Raw genomic sequence first — 22,481 nt, forward strand, 5'->3', positions numbered from 1 at the left:
GCGTTTGCGTTCCCGATCAGATCCCGTCACCTCGGCAGCCTTCTTTTGCAGCGGCTTGCGAGCGATTGCGTTCGATTTTGCTGCCGCTGGCGCAGCTGCGGCATCAGGGGTTGGCGCCGGAGCGTTGGTCGCCGTTTCAACCGGCTGTCCGGCGGGCTGTTTCTTATATCGTGAAAACACTGCGGCTCCCCCTCGGGCTGATGTTAGGCTGCTTCGGCGTCACTTGTGCCCAGGCTATGCAGCGATTTCGCAAGTTTTGCGATTTCCCGACGTAGCGGGTTTTTGGCTGCTGAACTGGACAAGGGCAGACCGTGATCGCCACTTTGCATGACTGGCTTTCCGCCATCAGGCAGTTGCAGATCGATTGAAATGCCCAGGCTTTCGCCCATGCGTTTGACCCGGCTTTTACCATTCAGGTCGGTGAATTTGGGGGCCCGGTTCAAAGCAAAGCGAAGCTTGTTGAACGGCAGCTCTTCGGCTTGCAATGCGCGTTTCAGGCGTAATGCGTTCTGAGCAGAGCGCATATCCAGCTCGATAAGGGCGAAATATACATGCGCAGCTTGCAAAACGGTTTCAGACCAGTGGACCAGCGTTTTGGGCATATCCACGATGACATAATCAAAGTGGGCGCGGGCCGTGTCGATCACGCGCTGTACATCTTCAGGAGTGATGATATCCAGCGGCACCATATCCGACGGTGCAGTCAGCACTTCCATCTTTTCTTCGTAAGTCTGCAATGCGGTGCCGAATACTTCCTCGTCCATTGAGGCCGTATCAGACAGCATCTCGAACACCGTCTCGCGACGAGGCAGGTCAAGATACGTCGAGATGGTGCCATATTGCAGGTCCAGATCGATAAGGCATACTTTGGGGGCATCCTTGTCGGACACCGTTGCCAACTCCCAGGCCAGATTGACCGCAAATGTGGTCGAACCGACACCGCCGGCCAGACCTTGAACGACAAAAAGCGCACCTTCTTTGGAATCTCCATTCGACAGATGCACAGCGTCAGCTTGCGGTACATGAACCGGATCCGGCTTGTTCATCCGGTCTATTGCTTCCTGCAACTCGTTTTCCGGCAGAGGGTAGGGGACGAATTCGTCAGCACCTTTGCGCAGCAGTTGATGCAATGACGCAGGGGTCACATCTTCAGCGATGAGAACAACCTTGATCTTCTTTTCCTTGGCCTGCGAGATGATCTCGCCCATCAGGGTCAAGTTGTCTTCGTCTTCGCCGTCAATCGCGAGGGCAACGAACTGAAGCGATTCGGCTTCGGGCTGGCTGAAGAAGGCGAGCGCTTCGGCAAAACCTAGATCCCCCCAACGCTCCCCCAGCGCAGCTTCCATGTCTTCGATCAACAGATCAAAATTCTGGACATCACGGCTGATCGTGCAGGCCAGGATGGCAGTATTTTCGTCTTGCGGCGTGGCGCTCGTCATAAACACAATCCTCGTCGTGAGAGCGCAGCAAACGAGAGAACGTCGAAAATCGCTATTCGGTCTGCTGTCGCCCTAAAGCGGTCAATTCTGGCCGCAGGTCACCCTATTGTTCGCAAATTCACTCGAAACTTGGGCGAGAATTTGGCGCAAAAGAACCAATTGTAGGGAATTGGGCGACGATGCCGCCCAATCTGGACTTATTGTCCGCCGCCGCCGCCGCCGCCGTCGCCGCCATCATCCGCTTGGATGATGCTGATGGCGGTCGCGCTTTCGACGTACTCGCGATAGATGACTTCGGCGTACTTGCCGTCCAGCACCAGCGGATGCTTGTCGAAGAAGCCTGAGACTTCGGTAACCGTGCGGCGATTCCGGCGATCCCGATCCTGCGTTGCAACAAGAGGTCTCGTCTTTCCGAAGGAAACGACAGCCTCAAGCCGCGATCGTGAAATCCCCTGCTGGGCAAAGAACGATACAACCGCCTGGGCGCGTCGCATGCCCAGGCTCTTATTGTAGCCGGCCGAACCAACAGCGTCGGTATGCCCATATACGCGGAACCGCGCCTCGGGGAACTGTTTGATCCAGTCCGCCTGCTGCAACAGAATGCGCTGAGCTGATGCGTCCAGTTGGGCGCTGTCAAAGGCAAAGTTGATCTGGCTCGGTACCTCTGCCGCAAAGCGACGCGCCAGAATCTGTCCGTATGTCAGTTGGCCGGTCATCACCAGAGTGTTGTGATGACCCGCGTTACCGAAAGTACCTTGATCGATTTCATAGCCAGCTTCGCGAGTACAACCAGCGACAGCGACTGTAAGACCCAGTGTTAAGATCCACTTCTGCATTGGTCCTATCCTCTCAATCAATCCAGCACGTAGCCGTAGGAATTGCCAAAGCCTTGTTTGGCGACTTCCGAGGCTGCGCCGCTGCCATCGCGCGTCGTCCGTGAGACTTTGCCATTCACGAACAGATCGAATTCGCTGGGCGGTTTTACCCGATCCGTGGGTAGCGCCAGCGCTTCGCCACGTGTCGGAGATACCAGATGTGCGGTTACGATAATCATGAGTTCACTTTGCTGACGCTGATATTGAGAGCTGCGGAACAGCGACCCAAGGACCGGAACGTCACCCAGCCACGGGACCTGGTTGTTCGAGTCAGTAAAGTTGTCCTGAATCAAGCCCGCAATGGCAAAACTCTCACCATCCCGCAATTCAACGGTTGTTCTCGTGGTGCGGGTGATGAAGCTTGGAACACGGTCGCCGTTGATAGTGAATTCCGAGTTTGGATCGATGCTCGACACCACCGCACCCATTTCCAGGTTGATCACATCGCTGTCTGTAACCCGCGGCACGAACAGCAATTGCACGCCAAATGTCTTGTATTCGATGGCAACAACACCGTCATCCTGCGGAACCGGAATTGGCACCTCGCCACCTGCAAGGAATTCCGCTTCCTGCCCAGACAAGGCTGACAGATTCGGTTCCGCCAGGCTGCGAGCCAAGCCTTTGGCCTCCAGCGCCTCAAGCAACAAACGAACTTGCGTCGAACCTACACCGAAACCAAAGAGAATGGCGCCGGTATTCGTCTGTGTCAGAGGAATGTTGTTGTTCAGTGCATTGTTAAGAGCGAAATTAGTGTTCAGGCCATTGAAGCCGCCCGTTACGTCGCCTCCTCTAAAGCCAAGCGAAGCTGTTAAGCTCTTTGCAACCGACCGGTTCATTTCAGCAAACCGGACTTTCATCATTACCTGCTGTACGCCACCGACACTCATTAGATTCGATACGCGCTCAGGTGCATACCGTTCTGCCAGTTCCAGAGCTCGTGCCAATCGAGCCGAGCTGGACACAACACCCGAAAGCACGATGCCGTCATTTGCGGTCCGAACTTCGATTCGCTCATTCGGAAGAATCTGGCGAAGTCTCTCTTTAAATTCAGAGACATCCGGTGCAACGCGCACCCGGACGTTCGTGATTAGGTTACCTGCGCCATCAAACAGGGTCAGCGTGGTCAGACCGGGCGCTTTACCAAGAACATAGATTGTGCGGTCTGAAAGCGAGGAGATATCAGCGATGCCTGCGTTGGCGATGCTGAGTTCCGCGAACGGCTGTTCGCTTTCCACCACGATTGCGCGGTTCATCGGAACATCCAGCGTTTCAGCTGTTCCGTTTTTAACCACGCGAATGTTTTCTGCCCAGGCGGCATTGCCAACTGGGCTCATAACAAGTGCCATCCCCAACAGGGATGCACTAATCCAGGAACGTATTGTCATGTGACCTGCCTCTCCGATCACCACTCGATTTTTTGGGTCTTGCGCCCTATGGTGCCAAACACTGCGCGAATTCGGGATTTATTGCAATAATCAATGGTTTCCGGAATTTTCCTTATGTGGATAATGCGCAACATTCCAATAGATAAGGCCACACGATACGTGTGGCCTTTACCTGTTAACAGACTGAATTGATGTCAGTTTGTGCAGGGAATCTCAGTTGTGACTGTCTCTCCGCCGCGGCGTGTGCGGATGGTGCAGACTTTTTCCTGAACAGGCTGGACTTTCGGGGCCTCTTCTTCGATTCCCAGCAGCTTTCTTTGGTCAACTTCAATCGCGGATGCGATGGTTTCGTCCTGCACGCCAACTAGCGCCAGAGAAAGACGCCCTGTGTTTTGGGCTTGCGCCAAAGCAGCGATCTGTTCGGGCGTCGCCGCAACGGTTACCGTGCGCGCGATCGTTGTGCCGGTGACGTCGGAACCGGCGGTCTGGTCTACCGCAATCAGCTGAATGTTGGTTTGAATCAGTCGCGTGATTTCCCCGTCAGCGCCTTGAACAGCACCGCGCAGCGAGCCGGTCCAGTAAACATCGACAATATCGTCCGGACGCAGGAAGCCTGAAACGCCCGATGCGACGTCAACGCTGATGGCGAATGCGCGCATGCCCTTTTCAAGACGAGAGGTCAGGCCAGCTGCTTCACCGGGTTTGGTGACCTTAACCTCCATCAAAGCTTCGTCTTTCTCCATTGTGCGTAAGACGAATCGGTCGCCGTTTGCGATTTCAGGGAACAGAATCGTCATATCGGTAAAGCTGCCTTCGGGAACAGCGGTCTCAGGCCACTCAACCAACCGGACATCTTCTTTCGTCAGCGGTTCGCCGTATTTAAGTGTGCGATTCGATACGACGACCTCTACGGTCGGAACGACATCAACCTTGGCATTGGCCAAGGCTTCCTGGGCGGCCTGCCGTTCACGCGCCAGCTGGGCCTGATACTCAGAAATATAGTTGCGGGCCATGTAAACGGCACCACCGGCCAATGCGACCCCAACGATCAGGACAAGTCCAAATACAGCACGCATTCGCGTCCCCTTGTATTACTGTTACTCTAGGCAAATCTCCACACGAGGTGCGGATTCATCTCGATTGGGTATAGATACGAATTGTGTCGAAAAGGGGGACAATCGGAGATTTTCTTCGGGTTCTCGATTAAACGGACTACAACACCGAAATAGTCTCGGGAAAGGGCGATTTACGCCCCTTCTTTAAAAGTTAGGCCGTCTGATCTCGATATTTGCGAGGGCCGAACCAGTTTGCGAATCCACGTGCTGAAAAGATGTCGAGAGACTCGCATAAGCAATTGCTCCAAGGCCCACGACAGCAGCAGTCAGGACAACCCAGTCTACAGTGACGGCACCGTCTTCGTTCGAAAGAAACTCGGCTAGATTGATCGGCATAGTTTCACCAGATTGGCAGCGATTTTATAAACAGGGGCCACGCCTTCGACGAAAGGCGCGGCCCCCAGATAGCTTGGTCAACCATACAGCCTATAGAATAGTACTGGAGGTTGGTGTGACTAAGATTAACTTAGTTGAAGTTCGGCGTGGTTACGGTAACACCGGTCAGCGCGCTTTCTACGCTGTCTGCCAGATCGCTGGCACCAGTACGAACCTGGTTGTATGCAACAGCAGCCAGAGCAACAACAGCAGCGGTCAGAACGACCCAGTCTACAGTTACGGCACCGTCTTCGTCTTTACGGAAGTTCTTGATGAACTTGATCATGTTTCGTCCCTCCTAAAGGATCTAACTCTAATTAACCTCGGCGTCTTGTCAGAGCTTTCTCTCTCAGTCAGCCCCCGATCGTCTCGGCATGGCACTATGATTGCTCTTCGTGCGTGGCAGGAATTGGGCCAAACAGCGAATTTTTCGCCTCAAGCTTAACTTTTTAGTCATTTATTTTATAACTAACTGAAAAATAATGGAAAAAAATGTTGCGCCATTTGGCGGAACCGTGGGGGGCGATGCAAATTTACGCCAAATGAGGCGAAATCGCCCCATTTCGCTTTGTTTTTCTGGCCTTGCGGGAAGATTCGCGTATCAAATCAACCCAAAAGAAAAGATGAGGCAGGCAGAATGTATCTCCGGGACGCACTTACATGCGCCGGCGTTTTGGCGTTGCTATTCGCAACGGCGGCGCCTGTGCCCGCAGCTGATGTAGAGCCACGCGGCGTATACAAAAGAATCAAGGCTCCTAAGCCCGGCGCGCGACCGCGCGTGACTGTTCAGATCACCGAGGAAGAGCACGCGTCATCGCCTTCAGCTCCCAGCACGGGGACTGAGTTGGTGGTGCCAGAAATCATTGCACGTGCAAAACCGCCCGCCGATCTGCCTTTGCCAGATGCGCCAAAAAAACCTGTCGGGTCATACAAGGCATTCTGGGAAGCGATTTCACCTGAATTGGCAAAAGCCGGTGCTGGCCGACTCGATAGTGCTTTTCAGGCACTTTCGTCGACGGGTGTTACTTCACCGCGGTTGAAGACCCTTCAGAATATCGTACAGCAAAGAGGGGTCGATATTCTGCGCTCAACAATAGGCACCGAGGTCTCTCCGGCGCTGGTGCTTGCTGTGATTTCCGTTGAATCTGCAGGGCGCTCGGATGCTGTCAGCTCTGCAGGCGCGCAGGGGTTGATGCAGCTGATGCCTGCGACTGCTGAACGTTTCGGGGTCAAGGACAGTCTGAAGCCCGAGCAGAACATAGCTGGTGGAGTAAAATACCTGGACTGGCTGATGGGGGAATTTGGGAACGATCCGATCCTGGTTCTGGCTGGATATAATGCAGGAGAGGGTGCAGTGCGGAAACACAGCGGTGTGCCACCCTATGCCGAAACCCGCGATTACGTTCCCAAAGTTCTGGCGGCATTTCAGGTCGCCCGAGCGCTTTGCGCCACACCACCTGAACTGATTTCTGACGGGTGCGTTTTCCAGACCCTGAATTGAAAAAGGCCCGCTCTCAGGCGGGCCTTTCCGTATCTACAGGATCAGTTGACGATATTGGCCTCAGTCGCAGCGCGAATCTCGTCCTCGGTCACGCCCTCGGCGATCTCGATGATTTTCAGGCCGCCCTCAACCACGTCCAGAACGCCCAGATTGGTGATGATGCGATTCACTACCTTCTTTCCGGTCAGCGGCAGGGTGCATTTCTTCAGCAGCTTGGATTTGCCGTGCTTGTTGGTGTGGTCCATCACAACAATCACACGGCCAACACCGGCCACCAGGTCCATCGCGCCGCCCATGCCTTTGACCAGCACGCCGGGAATCATCCAGTTGGCCAGATCGCCCTCTTCATCGACTTCCATCGCGCCCAGAACAGCGGCAGCGATCTTACCACCCCGGATCATCGCAAAGGAGGTCGCGCTGTCGAAATAAGACGTGCGAGACAGTTCGGTGATCGTCTGCTTACCGGCATTGATCAGGTCTGCGTCCTCTTCACCTTCAAAAGGGAAGGGACCCATGCCCAGCATACCGTTTTCGGACTGCAGGGTGATATCCTTGTCGCCCACATAGTTCGCCACCAGCGTCGGAATGCCGATGCCGAGGTTCACATACATGCCGTCTTCAAGCTCTTGCGCCGCGCGTGCGGCCATCTGATTACGATCCCAGGGCATTATGCTTCCTCCTTCTTACGGGTGGTGCGTTGTTCGATGCGCTTTTCGTGCTGGCCCTGAATGATGCGATGCACGTAGATGCCGGGCAGGTGGATTGCATCGGGGTCCAGCGAGCCGCGCGGTACGATTTCTTCAACTTCCGCGATGCAGATCTTTCCACAGGTTGCCGCGGGCACGTTGAAGTTGCGGGCGGTTTTGCGGAAAATCAGGTTGCCAGTGTCGTCGGCTTTCCAGGCTTTGACGATGGCCAGATCGGCAAAGATGCCTTCTTCCAGAATGTAAGTCTCGCCGTTGAAGTCTTTGTGCTCTTTGCCTTCAGCGATCACAGTGCCCACGCCGGTCTTGGTATAGAAACCGGGAATGCCCGCACCACCGGCGCGCATACGCTCAGCCAGTGTGCCTTGCGGGTTGAATTCCAGCTCCAGCTCACCGCTCAGGTACTGGCGCATGAACTCGGCGTTTTCGCCGACATATGAGCTGATCATCTTTTTGACCTGCTTGGTCTGCAGCAGGATGCCGATCCCGAAATCGTCGACGCCGGCGTTGTTCGAGGCAAAGGTCAGGTTCTGAGCGCCCGAGTCCTTGATGGCCTCAAGCAGCAGCTCGGGAATACCGCACAGGCCAAAACCGCCCGCCGCGATCATCATGCCGTCCGAGATCACTCCATCGAGCGCTTCGGTGGCATTGGCATAGACTTTCTTCATGGAAAACTCCCCCAATGACATGGTGATGGCGCAGGTTGTGCCGCCGCGTCACGGGGAAGTCAATGAAACCAAGGGGTAGGTGGTATTTCTACCTAGCCGACTGTCAAGTGGCCGCCTTTTTGGTCGTCTTCTTGGCAGCGGTCTTTTTCTTGGGGGCCGCTTTTTTCTTGGTACCCTTTTTGGCTGCGCGCTCGTTGACCAGTTCGATGGCCATTTCCTGCGTCACATCTTCCGGCTTGATGTCTTTGGGAATGGTCGCGTTGACCTTTTCCCATTTCACATAAGGTCCATAGCGCCCGTCCAGAACCTGCATGGCGCCGCCATCCGGATGCTCTCCCAGCTCTTTGAGCGGTTTCGCAGCCGCCTGACCGCGTCGCCCAGGGTTGGCGCGCTTTTCAGCTAGCAATTCCACAGCCCGGTTCATGCCGATCTCAAATACATCGTTGGGGTCTTTGAGGTTGGCGTAGACCGGCTTTGCCTCTTCCGGCAGCTGATGCATCAGGTAAGGCCCAAATCGCCCGAAATTAGAACTGATCATACCACCTTCGGGATGTTCACCAATCTGACGCGGCAGGCTCAGTAGAGTCACCGCCTTCTCCAGATCCATGTCGTCCTTACTCCATCCACGAGGCAGAGAAGCACGAGGTGGTTTTTTGTTTTCAGGTGTTGGTTCACCGCGCTGAACATAGGGACCAAAGCGCCCGGATTTCAGCCAGATCTCATCCCCTGCGTCTTCGCCCAGCAAACGTTCATCCCCCTCGGCACCCTCACCGGCTATGGGACGCGTGTAAGTGCATTCCGGATAGTTCCCACAGCCCACGAAACCGCCGGTCCGAGATGTTTTGAGGTGCAGTTGGCCCACGCCGCATTTCGGGCAGATACGCGGATCTGACCCATCTTCTCTTGGCGGATACAGCTGCGGCGCCAGCGCCTCGTCCAGCTTGTCCAACACTTCCGAGATACGCAGTTCAGACGTCTCGCCAATTGCAGCTGAGAAATCGCGCCAGAACTTGCCCAGCAGATCCTTGTAATCCCGGTCGCCTGCGCTGACATCGTCCAGCTGTTCTTCGAGGTTCGCAGTGAACTCGTACCCGACATATTGCCGGAAGAAGTTCAGCAGGAAGATCGTAACGATCCGGCCCTTCTCCTCAGGGATCAACCGGTTCTTGTCCTTACGCACATATTCCCGGTCCTGAATCGTGGTCACGATCGAGGCGTAAGTTGACGGGCGACCGATCCCCAACTCTTCCATCCGCTTGACCAGTGTGGCCTCGGTGTAACGCGGTGGTGGCTGTGTGTGGTGCTGCAACGCCAGAACGGATTCGTTCTCGGACAGAACGGCCTCTTTCGCGACCTTGTCGCCAGTTTCACTGGTCGCCTTCGTGAACTGATCCCGCAATGAGGATTTGGCAAAGCGAGCCGGATCGCCTTGCATGATCTGTGGCAGGCGCTTTTCATCCTCGTCGGCCACGTCATCTCGGCCTTCTTCGTAAACGCGCATGAACCCGTCAAACAGCACCACCTGACCCGTGGCACGCAGACCAACCTGACCATCATCGCTGCCGATTTCGACCGTTGTACGCTCCAGCCGAGCTGCAGCCATCTGGCAAGCAATCGTACGTTTCCAGATCAGGTCATACAGTTTGCGCTGATCCTCATCCGTAACCTTCAGAGCCTTTGCATCACGGGTCATATCCGTTGGGCGGATACACTCGTGCGCTTCCTGGGCGTTCTTGGCCTTGTTCTTGTAGATACGCGAGCTGTCTGGAACATATTCCGCGCCATACCGATCAGCGATGGCGTCACGCGTGGCTGCAACAGCCTCGGGTGCCATGTCGATACCGTCGGTCCGCATATAGGTAATGTAACCCGCCTCATACAGCCGCTGTGCCACCTGCATAGCGTGGCGCGCGCCCATGCCGAACTTGCGGCTGGCCTCTTGCTGCAGAGTCGAAGTCATGAATGGGGCGCTGGGATTGCGCGCCGCTGGTTTCGCCTCAACCGATGTCACGCTCAGCGCGCGGCTGGTGATAGCCTGAACCGCCAGTTCCGCCTGCGTGGCATTGGCCAGATCGTGTTTGTCCAGCTTTTTACCAGCCAGAGTGACCAGGCGTGCCTCATAGGTTTGACCGCGCGGCGTTTCGAACAGTGCTTTGACCGACCAGTATTCAACTGGTTTGAAGGCCTCGATCTCCATCTCACGCTCGACGATCAGGCGCAGACAGACGGATTGAACGCGTCCGGCCGATTTTGCGCCCGGCAGCTTGCGCCACAGAACCGGAGACAGGTTGAAGCCCACAAGATAGTCTAGTGCGCGACGGGCCAGATAAGCCTCGACCAGAGGCATATCGACCTCGCGAGGGTTCTGCATGGCCTGTGTCACCGCCTCTTTGGTGATCGCGTTGAAAGTGACCCGGCTTACCGGAGTATCCTTCTTAATGGAACGGCGCTTGGTCAGCGCTTCCTGTAGGTGCCAGCTAATCGCTTCTCCCTCGCGATCGGGGTCGGTCGCAAGGATCAGTGCGTTGTCTTCCTTGAGGGCGTCGGCGATCGCCTTGACGTGTTTGCGGCTGTCGTTGCCGACCTCCCACTTCATCGAAAATTCGTGGTCTGGATCGACAGATCCGTCCTTCGGTGGAAGGTCCCGAACGTGACCATACGAGGCCAGAACCGTGTAGTCGGGGCCAAGGTATTTATTGATTGTTTTAGCTTTGGCCGGGGATTCTACAACAACTACAGGCATTTAGTGAAAAACCTCGCTCGACGGATTTGGCGCCTTCTATGGCCGTGCAAAATGTGTGGGGCAAGGAGGAATTGTCAATGCGTTCCTTAAAATGACTGTTTTCGACCGGAATCTCAGGGGGATAATCGCCTGTTTGTATTCAATAACGACTGGGGTGCCCCCCAAATCAGGCACCTAACTTGCCAGAGACAGCAATCCACCAGCCTGCCTTTGGATTCGCCCGTCAAGCTCCAGATCGACCAGCGCAGGACCGATTTCTCCGGCCGTAGCGGCAATATCGCGGATCAGCTGATCCTCGGCGATGGGCGAAGGGCCAAGTCGGGACAGTATTTCGTTATGCAACCTCTGCCCATCCTTGCCTTTCTGTGCAGTATTGGGGGTCACATCCGGACAAGGTGTGGAGAGAGATGGCTCATTGCCGGAACCAGTCGCTTGCTGTGGAAGGGCCTCAATCACATCTTGCGCCGAGCGAACCAAGGTGGCTCCATCCCGGATCAGCAGATTGCACCCTGCCGCCCGCGCATCGAAAGGATGGCCGGGTACCGCAAGAACCTCACGCCCTTGATCCAACGCATCCCGGGCAGTAATCAGGCTGCCAGATTTTGCTGCGGCTTCCACGACGACCACCGCTTGTGCCAGTCCTGAAATGATGCGATTGCGGCGTGGGAAATGCCGTGCCTGAGGTGTTACGCCCATCGGCTGTTCCGAAAGGCGCAATCCGGTCTCAAGCAGATCCTCCGCCAACTTGGCGTTTTCGGTCGGGTAAATCACATCGACACCGCCAGCCATTACCGCCACGGTTCCGGTTGCCATAGTTGCAAGATGAGCTGAAGTGTCGATCCCGCGCGCCAGGCCGGAAACCACTACATAGCCATGCTCCGCCAACTCCGATGCCAATGCGCGTGCCATGCGTGACCCAAGCGAGGAACAGTTGCGTGCCCCAACCAATGCGATCATCGGGCGTTGTAGGACCGACAGGTTCCCAATCGCCCAAAGCATTGGTGGAGCATCAGATAGATCGACCAGACTCTTTGGAAAGTCAGCGGCCCCAAGGCACAAAAGCTGCGCATTCGCAGCCTTTGCAGCCTTGAGTTCCGCCTCGATCACGCCGGGTGGGCAGATTTCATACCCTTCGATTCCGGCAGCGCGTGCCATTTCCGGCAGCGCGGCCAGCGCATTCTGCGCCGAGCCATGTTCACGCAGCAGGCGCCGGAATGTCGCCGGACCAACCTTTCGCGAACGCATCAGACGAAGCCAAGAAAACCGGTCTTCTTCCGTGGTGGGTGGGAGTGTGGGGTGATTGGAAGATAGCTGCTCTTCGGTCATCCGATGCTCCGCCTGATTGCAAAACAGGTTTACGAGATGCGGGGTTAACAGCTTGTGAATCGACGAAAATTTTAAGAAGTCTGTCTTGGGATATTTCAAAGAACTTTCGTAAGTATATGATATCTAATTATAAGTGCTTCTGCGGATATTTAAGAGAAAATCGCATAGCGATTTCAATATTCGGTACTGCAACAGCCCGAGTTAACCTCGAGCTGTTAATGCCTGATCTGACCTGCGACTCAGGCTGCCGATCCACCAACGGTCAGGCCGTCCATCAAAACGGTTGGCTGGCCAACGCCCACCGGCACCCATTGACCATCTTTGCCACAAGTGCCCATCCCGGGATCCAATGCCATGTCATTGCCCAACCCGCGGATACGTTTCAACGCCGAAGGCCCGTCGCCAATCAGCGTCGCGCCTTTGACGGGTGCGCCGATCTTGCCGTTCTCGACCCGGTAAGCCTCGGTACACGAAAACACGAACTTGCCATTTGTGATATCGACCTGCCCACCGCCGAAGCCGACCGCCCAGATGCCATCCTTGATATCGGCCACCAGTTCAGCAGGATCTGCATCACCACCCAGCATGATGGTGTTGGTCATGCGTGGCATGGGCTTGTGGGCATAACTCTGCCGCCGCCCATTGCCGGTTGGCGAAACACCCATCAATCGCGCGTTCTGACGGTCCTGCATGTAACCGGTCAGGATGCCGTCCTCGATCAGTACAGTGCGCGAACTTGGGGTGCCCTCGTCATCCACGGTAATCGATCCGCGACGATCCGGGATCGTGCCGTCATCAACTACTGTCACGCCTTTCGAGGCAATTTGCTGTCCCATCAGGCCAGCGAAGGCTGAGCTTCCTTTACGGTTGAAGTCACCCTCAAGGCCATGACCGATGGCCTCGTGCAGAAGAATGCCTGGCCAACCAGGGCCAAGCGCCACCTCCATCACGCCGGCAGGGGCGGGGATTGCATCCAGATTAACCAACGCGATGCGCAACGCTTCGCGCGCCTTGTCCTGCCAGTCTGATGGATCAATCAGACCATCAAGACCCACACGTCCACCGCCGCCAGCGGAACCGCTTTCACGGCGACCTTTCTGTTCGACGATCACCGATACATTCAGGCGGGTCATCGGTCTTACATCGCGGACAAGAACACCATCGGGGCGCAGGATCTCAACTTCCTGCACCGCAGCAGCGATAGTTGCGCTGACCTGTACCACACGGGGATCGAGATCGCGCGCAAATGCATCAATCTCGCGCAGCGTATCGATCTTGACCGGGAAGCTGGCGGATTCGATCGGATCTTCGTCTGTATAAAGCCTTGTATTTGTGGCGCGCGGTGCATCGGCAAGCGTTCCGCCACCGTCTCCGACTGCCAGCCGTGCAGTTTCGGCCGCGCGTTTTAGCGAAGGGATCGAGACATCCGTTGAATGCGCATACCCTGCCACATCACCCTGAACCGCGCGCAGTCCGAACCCCTCAGAGGCGTCATAAGAAGCCGTGCGTAGACGCCCGTCATCGAAGACCAGAGACTCGGATTTACGCCGTTCAACATAAAGCTCTCCGTCCTCTGCACCCGCTGTGGCAGACTGCAGAACGGCCAGCGCTTCATCGTGGGGAAGGGCGGTTTCAAAAGGGCGAAACGGGGCTTGAGTCATCGGTTGCTGCCTTTCGGGTTTGATCCAGATCAAAAATAGCGTCTGTTTGACGCAAGCATTTTGCTTTATCTACCCGACGGAATATGGTTTTTAACGCGGCCAAAGACAACGGGAGAGGTGTGACCGATTCACGCCTTTTCGCGAGAGAAGCAAAGATCAAACGATCAGGACAGAACATGAAGAATGCTTTGATGCTTTCGGGGCTTGCCACAGCCCTCTCCAGCCTTCCCGCCATGGCTCAGGAGCTTGAGATTATTGGCAAGCCGGTCGACGGCGGCATCGGTTTCCAACCCGCCGCCACCAGCCTTGCGGATGGGATCCAGCGTCTGGACGATATGATTCTGGTGATCATCACCGCAATCTGTGTGCTCGTTGCTGGACTGCTGGTTTATTGCATCGTGCGCTACAATCAGCGCGCAAACCCGAAACCCGCTGCATTCTCGCACTACACTCCGGTCGAGATCGCATGGACCTTGGGTCCGATCCTGATTCTGGTGTTTATCGGCGCCTTCTCACTGCCGGTGCTGTTCAAGCAGCAGGAAATCCCGGAAGGTGACGTTGTAATCAAAGTCGTCGGTAACCAGTGGTACTGGACCTACGAATATGTCGATCATGACTTTGCTTTCGACAGCTATCTGCTGGGCCACCCCGCAACTCTGGACGAAGGCGCACGCCCTGCGGACGCAGATGTGACACCGTTTGTTCTGGATGACGCAATGCGCGCCAAACTGACAGACGCAGGCTACAGCGAAGACGAGTGGCTGCTGGCCACCGACACCGCAGTTGTTGTGCCTGTTGGCAAGATCGTCGTCATGCAGGTTACCGCGTCAGACGTGATCCACTCGTGGACCATCCCGTCCTTCGGCGTGAAACAGGATGGTGTACCGGGCCGCTTGGCTGAACTGTGGTTCCAGGCAGACAAGGAAGGCATCTACTTCGGTCAGTGTTCGGAGCTATGCGGTAAGGACCACGCCTACATGCCGATCACTGTCAAAGTGGTCAGCGAAGAGGCTTACGAGCAGTGGCTGCAAGGTGCACTTGAAGAATATGCGGGTCAGCCGGCTGCCTATCAGGTTGCATCGAACTGACAGCACGTGCGGGCACAAATCCCGCGCATCAAATAATGCAGGCTGCGCGTCTTACGCGCAGCTTTCGCCCCAAAAGGACCGGAAATGAGCGACGCAAGCATCAATGCCAGCACCGTGAACGCGCAGACCCGCGCGGACGAGGCCAGCTTTGGCGATTATTTTGCCCTGCTGAAGCCGCGTGTGATGTCGCTGGTTGTGTTCACCGCTCTGGTCGGGCTGCTGGCCGCGCCGGTTCCGGTGCACCCCTTTGTCGGATTTTGTGCCATCCTTTTCATTGCCATTGGCGGCGGTGCCTCGGGCGCGCTGAACATGTGGTGGGATGCCGATATCGACAAGGTGATGAAGCGCACCAAAGGTCGGCCGATCCCGTCTGGCAAGGTTGAGGAAGGCGAAGCGCTTGCCCTGGGTCTGGCCCTCTCCGGCATGTCCGTGATGATGCTGGCGCTGGCAACAAATATCTTTGCCGGTGCGTTCCTCGCCTTCACGATCTTTTTCTATGTCGTCATCTACACGATGTGGCTGAAACGCTCGACGCCCCAGAACATCGTGATCGGTGGCGCCGCAGGTGCATTCCCTCCGGTGATAGGATGGGTTGCCGCAACTGGCTCGATGTCGATTGAGCCCTGGCTGATGTTTGCCCTGACCTTTATGTGGACACCGCCGCATTTCTGGGCACTGGCGCTGTTCATGCGCTCGGATTATGACGATGCCGGCGTACCGATGCTGACCGTCACCCACGGTCGCAAAGCGACCCGCAGGCATATTCTTGTCTACACCGTTTTGCTGGCAATGCTGGCGATCGGGACTGCTTTCTCGGGTATCGGCGGGCCGGTTTATCTGGTGGTTGCTGTCGTCCTGAATGCGCTGTTCCTGCGCGGAGCATGGAAAATCTCTCGGCGCACGGAAGAGGACGCGGAAGCCGACAACTTCAAAGTCGAACGCAGCTTCTTCAAGCTGTCGCTGCTTTACCTCTTCCTGCATTTTGGCGCTATTCTGGTTGAAGCGCTTCTGAAGAACTACGGTCTGGGAGGCTGGTGATGAGCTTGCGCAAGAGCCACGAACTGCATCAGCGCCGGTTCAGCCGCAATCTTGGTGTTGGACTGACGTTGGCAGCCTTCATCGTGATCATCTTTGGTCTGACCATCGTCAAGGTTTCCGGCACCGACTTTACGGTTCCAACTTCTGAGGTGCAGAACTGATGGCGATGTCGGGTCCACAGAAAACGGTTGTGCAACTGGTCGGCGTTGTTGTTCTGATGGGCGGCCTCGCTTGGGCGTCCGTGCCGTTCTACAACTGGTTTTGTCGGGTAACGGGTTTTGGTGGCACCACTGGCGTCGCCGAGCAGGCTCCGGATGACGTTTTGGATCAGATCGTCACCATTCGCTTTGATGCATCCAAAGCCAAGGACATGCCCTGGGAATTCAAACCGGTCGAGCGCGAGATGAAAGTGCGCATCGGTGAAACCGGGCTGGCCTTTTATGAGGCATACAACCCGACAGACAAACCCATCGCGGGGCAGGCATCCTACAACGTGACGCCCTATTCGGCCGGTGGATATTTCCAGAAAATTGCCTGCTTTTGCTTTGACGAGCAGGTTCTGCAACCGGGTGAGCGGGTCGAAATGCCTGTCACCTTCTTCGTCGATCCGGAAATCGTCGAAGACCCCGAAGCACAGTATGTTCATACGATCACACTGTCGTATACATTCTACGAAATTGACCTGCCCGAGGGCTATGCCGCCCTTGAAGCGCAGGCAGATACAAACACGAACTAACGCCTGTAGGTGAGGGACGCTGATGGCACACGCTAAAAACCACGACTACCACATTCTGGCCCCATCAATCTGGCCATTCATCGGCGCGATTGGCGGCTTTGTGATGCTGTTCGGAGCTGTCCTCTGGATGCATGGTATCACGTCGTTCATGTTCTGGGCGGGTCTGGTGGCCGTGCTTTATACCATGTTCGCATGGTGGTCAGAGGTTGTTGCCGAAAGCCGTGCTGGTGATCATACACCAGTGGTTCGCATCGGCCTGCGCTACGGCTTCATCCTGTTCGTGATGTCCGAGGTGATGTTCTTCTTCGCGTGGTTCTGGTCGTTCTTCAAACACCGCATGTATCCGATGTACGACTATGCCGGCACCGAGTACATCCAGCCGGACATCCACGCGGTTGACCCGTTCCACCTGCCGCTGATCAACACACTGGTCTTGCTGTTGTCGGGCTGTGCAATTACATGGGCACACCATGCGCTGGTTCACGACAATGACCGCAAGGCACTGATCAACGGTCTGGCGATCGGTATCGTTCTGGGTATCGCGTTTACCTTCCTGCAGGCGTTTGAGTACTATGAACTGCTGGCACATGAGGGTTGGAAATTCGGTGATGATCAGTTCTATTCGAACTTCTTCATGGCAACCGGTTTCCACGGCGCGCACGTCATCATCGGGACCATTTTCCTGAGCGTCTGTTTGATCCGTGCACTCCGGGGTGACTTTACGCCCGAGAAACACGTCGGTTTCGAAGCGGCCGCATGGTACTGGCACTTTGTTGACGTCGTATGGCTGTTCCTGTTCTTCGCCGTCTACATCTGGGGTCAGGCTCCGCTGATGTAACGCCGGACAGGCGATCCAATTGCAAAAGCCGCCCTTAGGGGCGGCTTTTTCTCTATCCGGGGCGCAATATTGCGCCCCATACAATTGCACGGTTGCCTTTTCGCAGGTGTAGCCCTTAACAAGACGCCGGCTCATGCAGAGCCTTCAAATGATGTAATCTGGACCCGACATGCGCCGCATTCTCTTCCTGCTGATTTTTGGTATCGCCGGTCTGGCGATCCTGGTGTCGCTGGGGGTCTGGCAGGTTCAGCGTCTGTCGTGGAAACAGGACGTATTGGCCGAGATTGAAAATCGGATATCCGCTAATCCCGTTGATTTGCCGGTAAGTGTGTCGCCCGATACCGACAAGTATTTGCCAGTTACGATCAAGGGCGAGATGGAGCCGGGTGAGATCCACGTTCTGGTCTCGGTCAAGCAGGTCGGGGCAGGGTATCGCATCATCCAGTCTTTCAGTACCGAAGACCGGACAATCCTGGTGGATCGGGGCTTTGTGCCTGTGACTGCGAAGCAGATCGAGCGCCGGACTGGTCCGATGGAGGTCACCGGTAACCTGCATTGGCCAGATGAGATCGACGGTTACACACCTGAGTCCGATATCGACGCCAACATCTGGTTCGCCCGCGACGTGCCCAATCTGGCGACGGCGTTGGGGGCCGAGCCGGTTCTGCTGATCGCGCGGTCGCAAACCGACCCCGGCATTAAGCCTTTGCCTGTCGACACGGCCGGCATCCCGAATGACCATCTGCAATATGCAATCACCTGGTTTGGTTTGGCCCTGGTTTGGGCGGCGATGACCGGGTACTTCCTGTGGCGCAGCCGCGCCCCTTCTGAGAGTGACGAGCCATGAAATACATCTCGACCCGTGGGCAGGCGCCCGAACTGACTTTTGAAGAGGCGATGCTGACAGGGTTGGCCCGCGACGGTGGCCTGTATCTGCCCGCTGAAATCCCGGTGATGTCGCAGGACGAGATCGCGGCTTTGGCCGGGTTGCCGTACGAGGAAATCGCCTTTCGGGTGATGTGGCCTTATGTCAGCGGATCGTTTGATGAGGACGAGTTCAAGGAAATCATCGCGCGCGCCTACGAGGGTTTTGGTCATGACGCCCGCGCGCCGCTGAAGCAGTTGAACGAGAACCACTTCCTGCTGGAGCTGTTCCACGGGCCCACTCTGGCCTTCAAGGACTTCGCCATGCAGCTGATCGGTCAGCTGTTCCAAGTGGCTCTCAAGCGCCGTGGCGACCGTGTGACCATCGTGGGCGCAACCAGTGGTGACACCGGATCGGCCGCCATCGAGGCATTTCGGGGTCTGGATGCCGTGGATGTATTCATCTTGTATCCGCATGGCCGAGTATCGGAAGTGCAGCGTCGCCAGATGACAACGCCAGCGGACAGCAACGTGCATGCCTTGGCCGTGGATGGCGATTTCGACGATTGTCAGGCTGCGCTGAAGGATATGTTCAACGATTTTGATTTCCGCGACGGGGTGAAGCTGGCAGGGGTGAACTCGATCAACTTTGCCCGTGTGCTGGCGCAGATCGTCTATTACTTCTCAGCCGCTGTCAGCCTTGGCGCGCCGCATCGCAAGGTCAGCTTCACAGTGCCAACCGGCAATTTCGGTGACATCTTCGCGGGGTACCTGGCCAAGCGCATGGGCTTGCCGATTGACCGTCTGGTCGTGGCTACCAACCAGAACGACATCCTGCACCGCTGCCTGTCGGGCGAGGGGTATTTCAAGGGTGATACCATCCCCTCGATCAGCCCGTCGATGGATATTCAGGTTAGCTCGAACTTTGAGCGTGCGCTCTACTACGCTTATGGCGAGGACGGCGGCGCAATTGCGCAGCTGATGGATGAGCTCAAGAATGGCGGCTTCAATGTCAGCCAAGGCGCGATGGAAGCGCTGCGCGAAAGCTTTGACTCGGGCCGGGTGTCCGAAGACGAAACGCTAGAGACGATCAAGCACACGCTGGCCCACAGCGCTGAACTCGTTTGCCCGCATACAGCCGTTGGTATCAAGGTCGCGGAAGAGCATCGCAACACCGACGTTCCGATGATCACGCTGGCCACTGCGCACCCGGCAAAATTCCCGGCGGCGGTCGAGAAGGCGAGCGGCGAACATCCGCCTCTTCCATCCCGCATGTCTGATCTGTATGAACGTCCAGAACGGGTGACCCGCATAGCGAATGATCTGGGTGCCCTCGAGGATCATATCAAAAGGCATATTGCTGAGTGACTGTCAGACAAGACCAACTGAAGAACGGATTTCGTATAGTCAGTGAACACATGCCGGGGCTGCAATCGGCGGCCATCGGCATCTGGGTAACCGCCGGTGGGCGGCATGAGCGGATCGAGCAGAACGGTATTGCGCATTTCCTTGAGCACATGGCCTTCAAGGGAACCGAGCGTCGGTCTGCGCTGCAAATCGCTGAGGCGATCGAGGATGTAGGCGGGTATATCAACGCCTACACTTCGCGCGAGGTGACGGCCTATTATGCGCGTGTCCTGAAAGACGATGTGGCGCTGGCCATGGATGTGATCGGCGACATCGTTCTGAATCCGGTTTTCGACCCCCGCGAGATCGAGGTCGAACGCGGTGTGATCTTGCAGGAGATCGGTCAGGCCTATGACACGCCGGACGATGTAATCTTTGATTGGTTACAGGAGCAGAGCTATCACGATCAGCCCTTGGGCCGGACAATTCTGGGCCCGACCGAGCGGGTCAGTGCGTTTTCGCGAGAGGACCTCTCTGGCTTTGTGGCTGAGCACTATGGCCCCGATCAGATGATCCTGTCAGCCGCCGGTGCCGTGGATCACGATCAGCTGATGAAAATGGCTGAAGAGATGTTCGGTCATCTGCAACCACGTACAGGGCTGATCGCCGAACCTGCGCGCTTTACCGGTGGTGAAGCACGGCAGGAGAAAGAGTTGGAGCAGGCCCATTTCGCGCTGGCCCTGGAAAGCCCCGGTTACCGCGATGATGCGATCTATACCGCGCAGATATATTCGACGGCTTTGGGTGGCGGCATGTCTTCGCGCCTGTTCCAGGAAGTGCGCGAGACACGCGGGCTCTGCTATACGATCTTTGCGCAGACCGGAGCCTATGCAGACACCGGGACAACCACGATCTACGCCGGTACATCGGCAGATCAGGTCGCAAAGCTTGCCACCATCACCATTGACGAGATGAAGCGCGCAGCTGAGGACATGACCTCCGAAGAGGTTGCCCGTGCCCGTGCTCAGATGAAGGCCGGAATGCTTATGGGACTGGAAAGCCCGTCGAACCGAGCCGAACGGTTGGCGCGACTGGTTCAGATCTGGGGCCGTGTCCCATCCCTTGAGGATACGGTGGCCAAGATTGATGCGGTCAGCACCGAGGATGTGCGCGTATTCGCTGAGCAGATGGCAATCAAAGCGCCTGCCGCTCTGGCGCTTTACGGGCCGGTCTCAGGCGCACCGACACTGGCTGAGTTGCAGGAGAGGCGCGCGGCTTGATGCTGTTGGGCAGACGCAAGCTGAAACTCGAAACTGAACGGTTGAGTCTGCGACCACCCGTTCATTCCGATTTTCATGACTGGTCTGCTCTACGGCGAGCGTCGCGTGAATACCTGACCCCGTGGGAGCCGGTTTGGGCAAAGGATCACCTGAGCCGTAAATCCTTTACCAACCGGGTCTATTGGGCACAGCGTTCGGTGGCCAGCGGTACCGCCGTTCCACTGTTTCTGTTCAGGCGCAGCGACAATGTGCTGTTAGGCGCAATTACTTTGGACAACATACGTCGCGGCCCGGCTCAGGCGGGGACGCTTGGGTATTGGACCGGGCAGTCTTTTGCTCGTCAGGGGTATATGCGCGAAGCGATTGGCGCGATGGTGCATTATGCTTTTACCCGGCTGGATCTTAGCCGGATCGAAGCCGCCTGCCTTCCGGAAAACAAAGCATCGCGCGGGTTGCTCGAAAGCTCCGGCTTCAAATACGAGGGCGTCGCGCAGTCTTACCTGCAGATCGGTGGCCGCTGGCGCACCCATGTTCTGTATGCCAGTTTGCGGTCTGATCGGCGCGGTCGAACGGATGCAGGCTGACGCCTGCGCCTGGAAACTGACCCTTGTCAAACAAGAAGCATGACTTGTGGCGATGTTGCGCTAAACTCTGGTCATGCGCTGGGCTGTTCTGGCATTGTTGGTGATTGCGGAAGGCGCCGTAGCGCAGGAGCGGCGGCCCAGCCACTGTATTGCCATCGCCAACGAAACTCCCGGCATTCAGTATCTTCATAAGGCTGCATGGCAGGATCCAGTGTCGGAGTTCTCCGTCCGGATCAGCTATGTCGCCCATGCCTCGTTTTTGCTTCAGACACATGGCGGGCTAAATGCCGTCACCGATTTCACAGGGTTCATCGGTGGGGCCGCCCTGATTCCCGATGTGGTGACCATGAACCACGCACACAGCACCCACTGGACCGCGCATCCCGATCCTGCGATCCCTCATGTGCTGGAAGGCTGGGGAGAGTTCGGGCAAGGCATCGACCATCATCTTGATCTGGGGGAAATGCTGATCCGGAACGTTTCCACCGACATCCGGTCCGCCTATGGTGGGGTTGAGGAACGCGGCAATTCCATCTTTGTCTTCGAGGTTGAGGGGCTGTGTATCGGCCATCTGGGTCATTTGCATCACGTCCCGTCGGATGAGCAATTCGCAGCGCTGGGCCGGCTGGATGTTGTCATGGCAGCGGTAGATGGCGGAACCACCATGCCTCTGCCTGAAATGATTTCAGTGCTGCGGCGCCTGAAAAGCTCGGTCATCATTCCGATGCACTGGTTTTCGGATTATTCACTCGAGCGGTTTCTGAGTGGGATACGAAACGATTTTCCGGTTGAGCGAGACGGCGTATCCGAGATTGAAGTATCGCTGCGAACACTTCCGGATCGACCGACGGTTGTCGTTCTTGAACCGCGCTATCTGATTGAGCTGGAATAAGACTTGCCGAAACTTTCTGCCT

21 protein-coding genes and 1 pseudogene are annotated in these 22,481 nt (G+C 56.5%); 11 read left to right on the plus strand and 11 right to left on the minus strand.

The genetic code is table 11. From position 1 onward, the window contains the following. The 6 genes and pseudogenes from E1297_RS49840 to E1297_RS15050 form a co-directional block, all read right to left on the minus strand. Window positions 1-180 (minus strand): annotated as a pseudogene (locus tag E1297_RS49840) (hypothetical protein); the annotation flags it as partial. A gap of 23 nt (window positions 181-203) precedes the next feature. Continuing rightward, window positions 204-1,439 carry an AAA family ATPase gene (locus E1297_RS15030; RefSeq protein ID WP_155139553.1) on the minus strand — a complete coding sequence of 412 codons (1,236 nt, stop codon included), beginning with the start codon at window positions 1,437-1,439 and terminating at the stop codon, window positions 204-206. Window positions 1,440-1,636: 197 nt separating this feature from the next. Further along, complete coding sequence (locus tag E1297_RS15035) at window positions 1,637-2,275, minus strand: OmpA family protein (RefSeq protein WP_155139555.1); 639 nt, start codon at window positions 2,273-2,275, stop codon at window positions 1,637-1,639. Window positions 2,276-2,292: 17 nt separating this feature from the next. After that, window positions 2,293-3,699, minus strand: a complete 1,407-nt coding sequence (locus E1297_RS15040; protein WP_155139557.1) for a type II and III secretion system protein family protein — start codon at window positions 3,697-3,699, stop codon at window positions 2,293-2,295. A gap of 194 nt (window positions 3,700-3,893) precedes the next feature. Then, window positions 3,894-4,775 carry a Flp pilus assembly protein CpaB gene (gene cpaB / locus E1297_RS15045; RefSeq protein WP_155139558.1) on the minus strand — a complete coding sequence of 294 codons (882 nt, stop codon included), beginning with the start codon at window positions 4,773-4,775 and terminating at the stop codon, window positions 3,894-3,896. 505 nt (window positions 4,776-5,280) lie between these two features. Beyond that, window positions 5,281-5,475 (minus strand): hypothetical protein, encoded by a 195-nt coding sequence (locus tag E1297_RS15050; protein WP_155139560.1) that lies wholly within the window; start codon window positions 5,473-5,475, stop codon window positions 5,281-5,283. A 492-nt stretch (window positions 5,476-5,967) separates the two neighbouring features. Between E1297_RS15050 and E1297_RS15055 the strand changes: the two genes are divergently transcribed. After that, window positions 5,968-6,690 (plus strand): lytic transglycosylase domain-containing protein, encoded by a 723-nt coding sequence (locus tag E1297_RS15055; RefSeq protein ID WP_368669568.1) that lies wholly within the window; start codon window positions 5,968-5,970, stop codon window positions 6,688-6,690. A 41-nt stretch (window positions 6,691-6,731) separates the two neighbouring features. Here E1297_RS15055 and E1297_RS15060 read toward each other — a convergent pair whose 3' ends face one another. The 5 genes from E1297_RS15060 to tldD form a co-directional block, all read right to left on the minus strand. Further along, entirely contained in the window at window positions 6,732-7,358 is a 627-nt protein-coding gene (locus E1297_RS15060; RefSeq protein ID WP_155139579.1) for a CoA transferase subunit B, read from the minus strand. Continuing rightward, entirely contained in the window at window positions 7,358-8,062 is a 705-nt protein-coding gene (locus tag E1297_RS15065) for a CoA transferase subunit A (protein WP_155139581.1), read from the minus strand. Before E1297_RS15065 ends, E1297_RS15060 begins: the two co-directional genes overlap by 1 nt. Window positions 8,063-8,165: 103 nt before the next feature. Continuing rightward, window positions 8,166-10,805 carry a type I DNA topoisomerase gene (gene topA / locus E1297_RS15070; RefSeq protein WP_155139582.1) on the minus strand — a complete coding sequence of 880 codons (2,640 nt, stop codon included), beginning with the start codon at window positions 10,803-10,805 and terminating at the stop codon, window positions 8,166-8,168. 174 nt (window positions 10,806-10,979) lie between these two features. Further along, window positions 10,980-12,131 (minus strand): DNA-processing protein DprA, encoded by a 1,152-nt coding sequence (gene dprA, locus E1297_RS15075; protein WP_155139584.1) that lies wholly within the window; start codon window positions 12,129-12,131, stop codon window positions 10,980-10,982. Window positions 12,132-12,370: 239 nt separating this feature from the next. Next, the gene (tldD, locus tag E1297_RS15080; protein ID WP_155139586.1) at window positions 12,371-13,792 is read right to left on the minus strand and encodes a metalloprotease TldD; all 1,422 of its coding nucleotides are present in this window, start codon (window positions 13,790-13,792) and stop codon (window positions 12,371-12,373) included. 176 nt (window positions 13,793-13,968) lie between these two features. On the opposite strand from tldD, the gene coxB reads away from it, so the two are divergent. The 10 genes from coxB (at window position 13,969) to E1297_RS15125 (ending at window position 22,459) form a co-directional block, all read left to right on the plus strand. After that, a complete protein-coding gene (gene coxB / locus E1297_RS15085) occupies window positions 13,969-14,880 on the plus strand; it encodes a cytochrome c oxidase subunit II (RefSeq protein ID WP_155139588.1) in 912 nt (303 codons plus the stop codon). A gap of 84 nt (window positions 14,881-14,964) precedes the next feature. Further along, on the plus strand, window positions 14,965-15,918 hold the full coding sequence (gene cyoE, locus E1297_RS15090) for a heme o synthase (protein WP_155139590.1): 954 nt from the start codon (window positions 14,965-14,967) through the stop codon (window positions 15,916-15,918). Next, the gene (locus E1297_RS49170; protein WP_170331225.1) at window positions 15,918-16,079 is read left to right on the plus strand and encodes a hypothetical protein; all 162 of its coding nucleotides are present in this window, start codon (window positions 15,918-15,920) and stop codon (window positions 16,077-16,079) included. The genes cyoE and E1297_RS49170 overlap by 1 nt, the downstream gene beginning before the upstream one ends. Continuing rightward, window positions 16,079-16,654 (plus strand): cytochrome c oxidase assembly protein, encoded by a 576-nt coding sequence (locus E1297_RS15095; protein ID WP_155139592.1) that lies wholly within the window; start codon window positions 16,079-16,081, stop codon window positions 16,652-16,654. The genes E1297_RS49170 and E1297_RS15095 overlap by 1 nt, the downstream gene beginning before the upstream one ends. 22 nt (window positions 16,655-16,676) lie before the next feature. Further along, on the plus strand, window positions 16,677-17,492 hold the full coding sequence (locus E1297_RS15100) for a cytochrome c oxidase subunit 3 (protein WP_155139594.1): 816 nt from the start codon (window positions 16,677-16,679) through the stop codon (window positions 17,490-17,492). A gap of 169 nt (window positions 17,493-17,661) precedes the next feature. Further along, window positions 17,662-18,339: an SURF1 family protein gene (locus E1297_RS15105; protein WP_155139596.1), complete on the plus strand. Its 678-nt coding sequence runs from the start codon at window positions 17,662-17,664 to the stop codon at window positions 18,337-18,339. After that, the gene (gene thrC, locus E1297_RS15110) at window positions 18,336-19,724 is read left to right on the plus strand and encodes a threonine synthase (protein WP_155139597.1); all 1,389 of its coding nucleotides are present in this window, start codon (window positions 18,336-18,338) and stop codon (window positions 19,722-19,724) included. Before E1297_RS15105 ends, thrC begins: the two co-directional genes overlap by 4 nt. Continuing rightward, window positions 19,721-20,983, plus strand: a complete 1,263-nt coding sequence (locus E1297_RS15115; RefSeq protein ID WP_368669570.1) for a M16 family metallopeptidase — start codon at window positions 19,721-19,723, stop codon at window positions 20,981-20,983. The genes thrC and E1297_RS15115 overlap by 4 nt, the downstream gene beginning before the upstream one ends. Next, window positions 20,983-21,567, plus strand: coding sequence for a GNAT family N-acetyltransferase (locus E1297_RS15120; RefSeq protein ID WP_155139599.1), 585 nt, complete (start codon window positions 20,983-20,985; stop codon window positions 21,565-21,567). The genes E1297_RS15115 and E1297_RS15120 overlap by 1 nt, the downstream gene beginning before the upstream one ends. A 73-nt stretch (window positions 21,568-21,640) precedes the next feature. Further along, the gene (locus tag E1297_RS15125) at window positions 21,641-22,459 is read left to right on the plus strand and encodes an MBL fold metallo-hydrolase (RefSeq protein ID WP_155139601.1); all 819 of its coding nucleotides are present in this window, start codon (window positions 21,641-21,643) and stop codon (window positions 22,457-22,459) included. Window positions 22,460-22,481 lie beyond the last annotated feature (22 nt).

Source organism: Roseibium sp. RKSG952 (assembly GCF_009711355.1).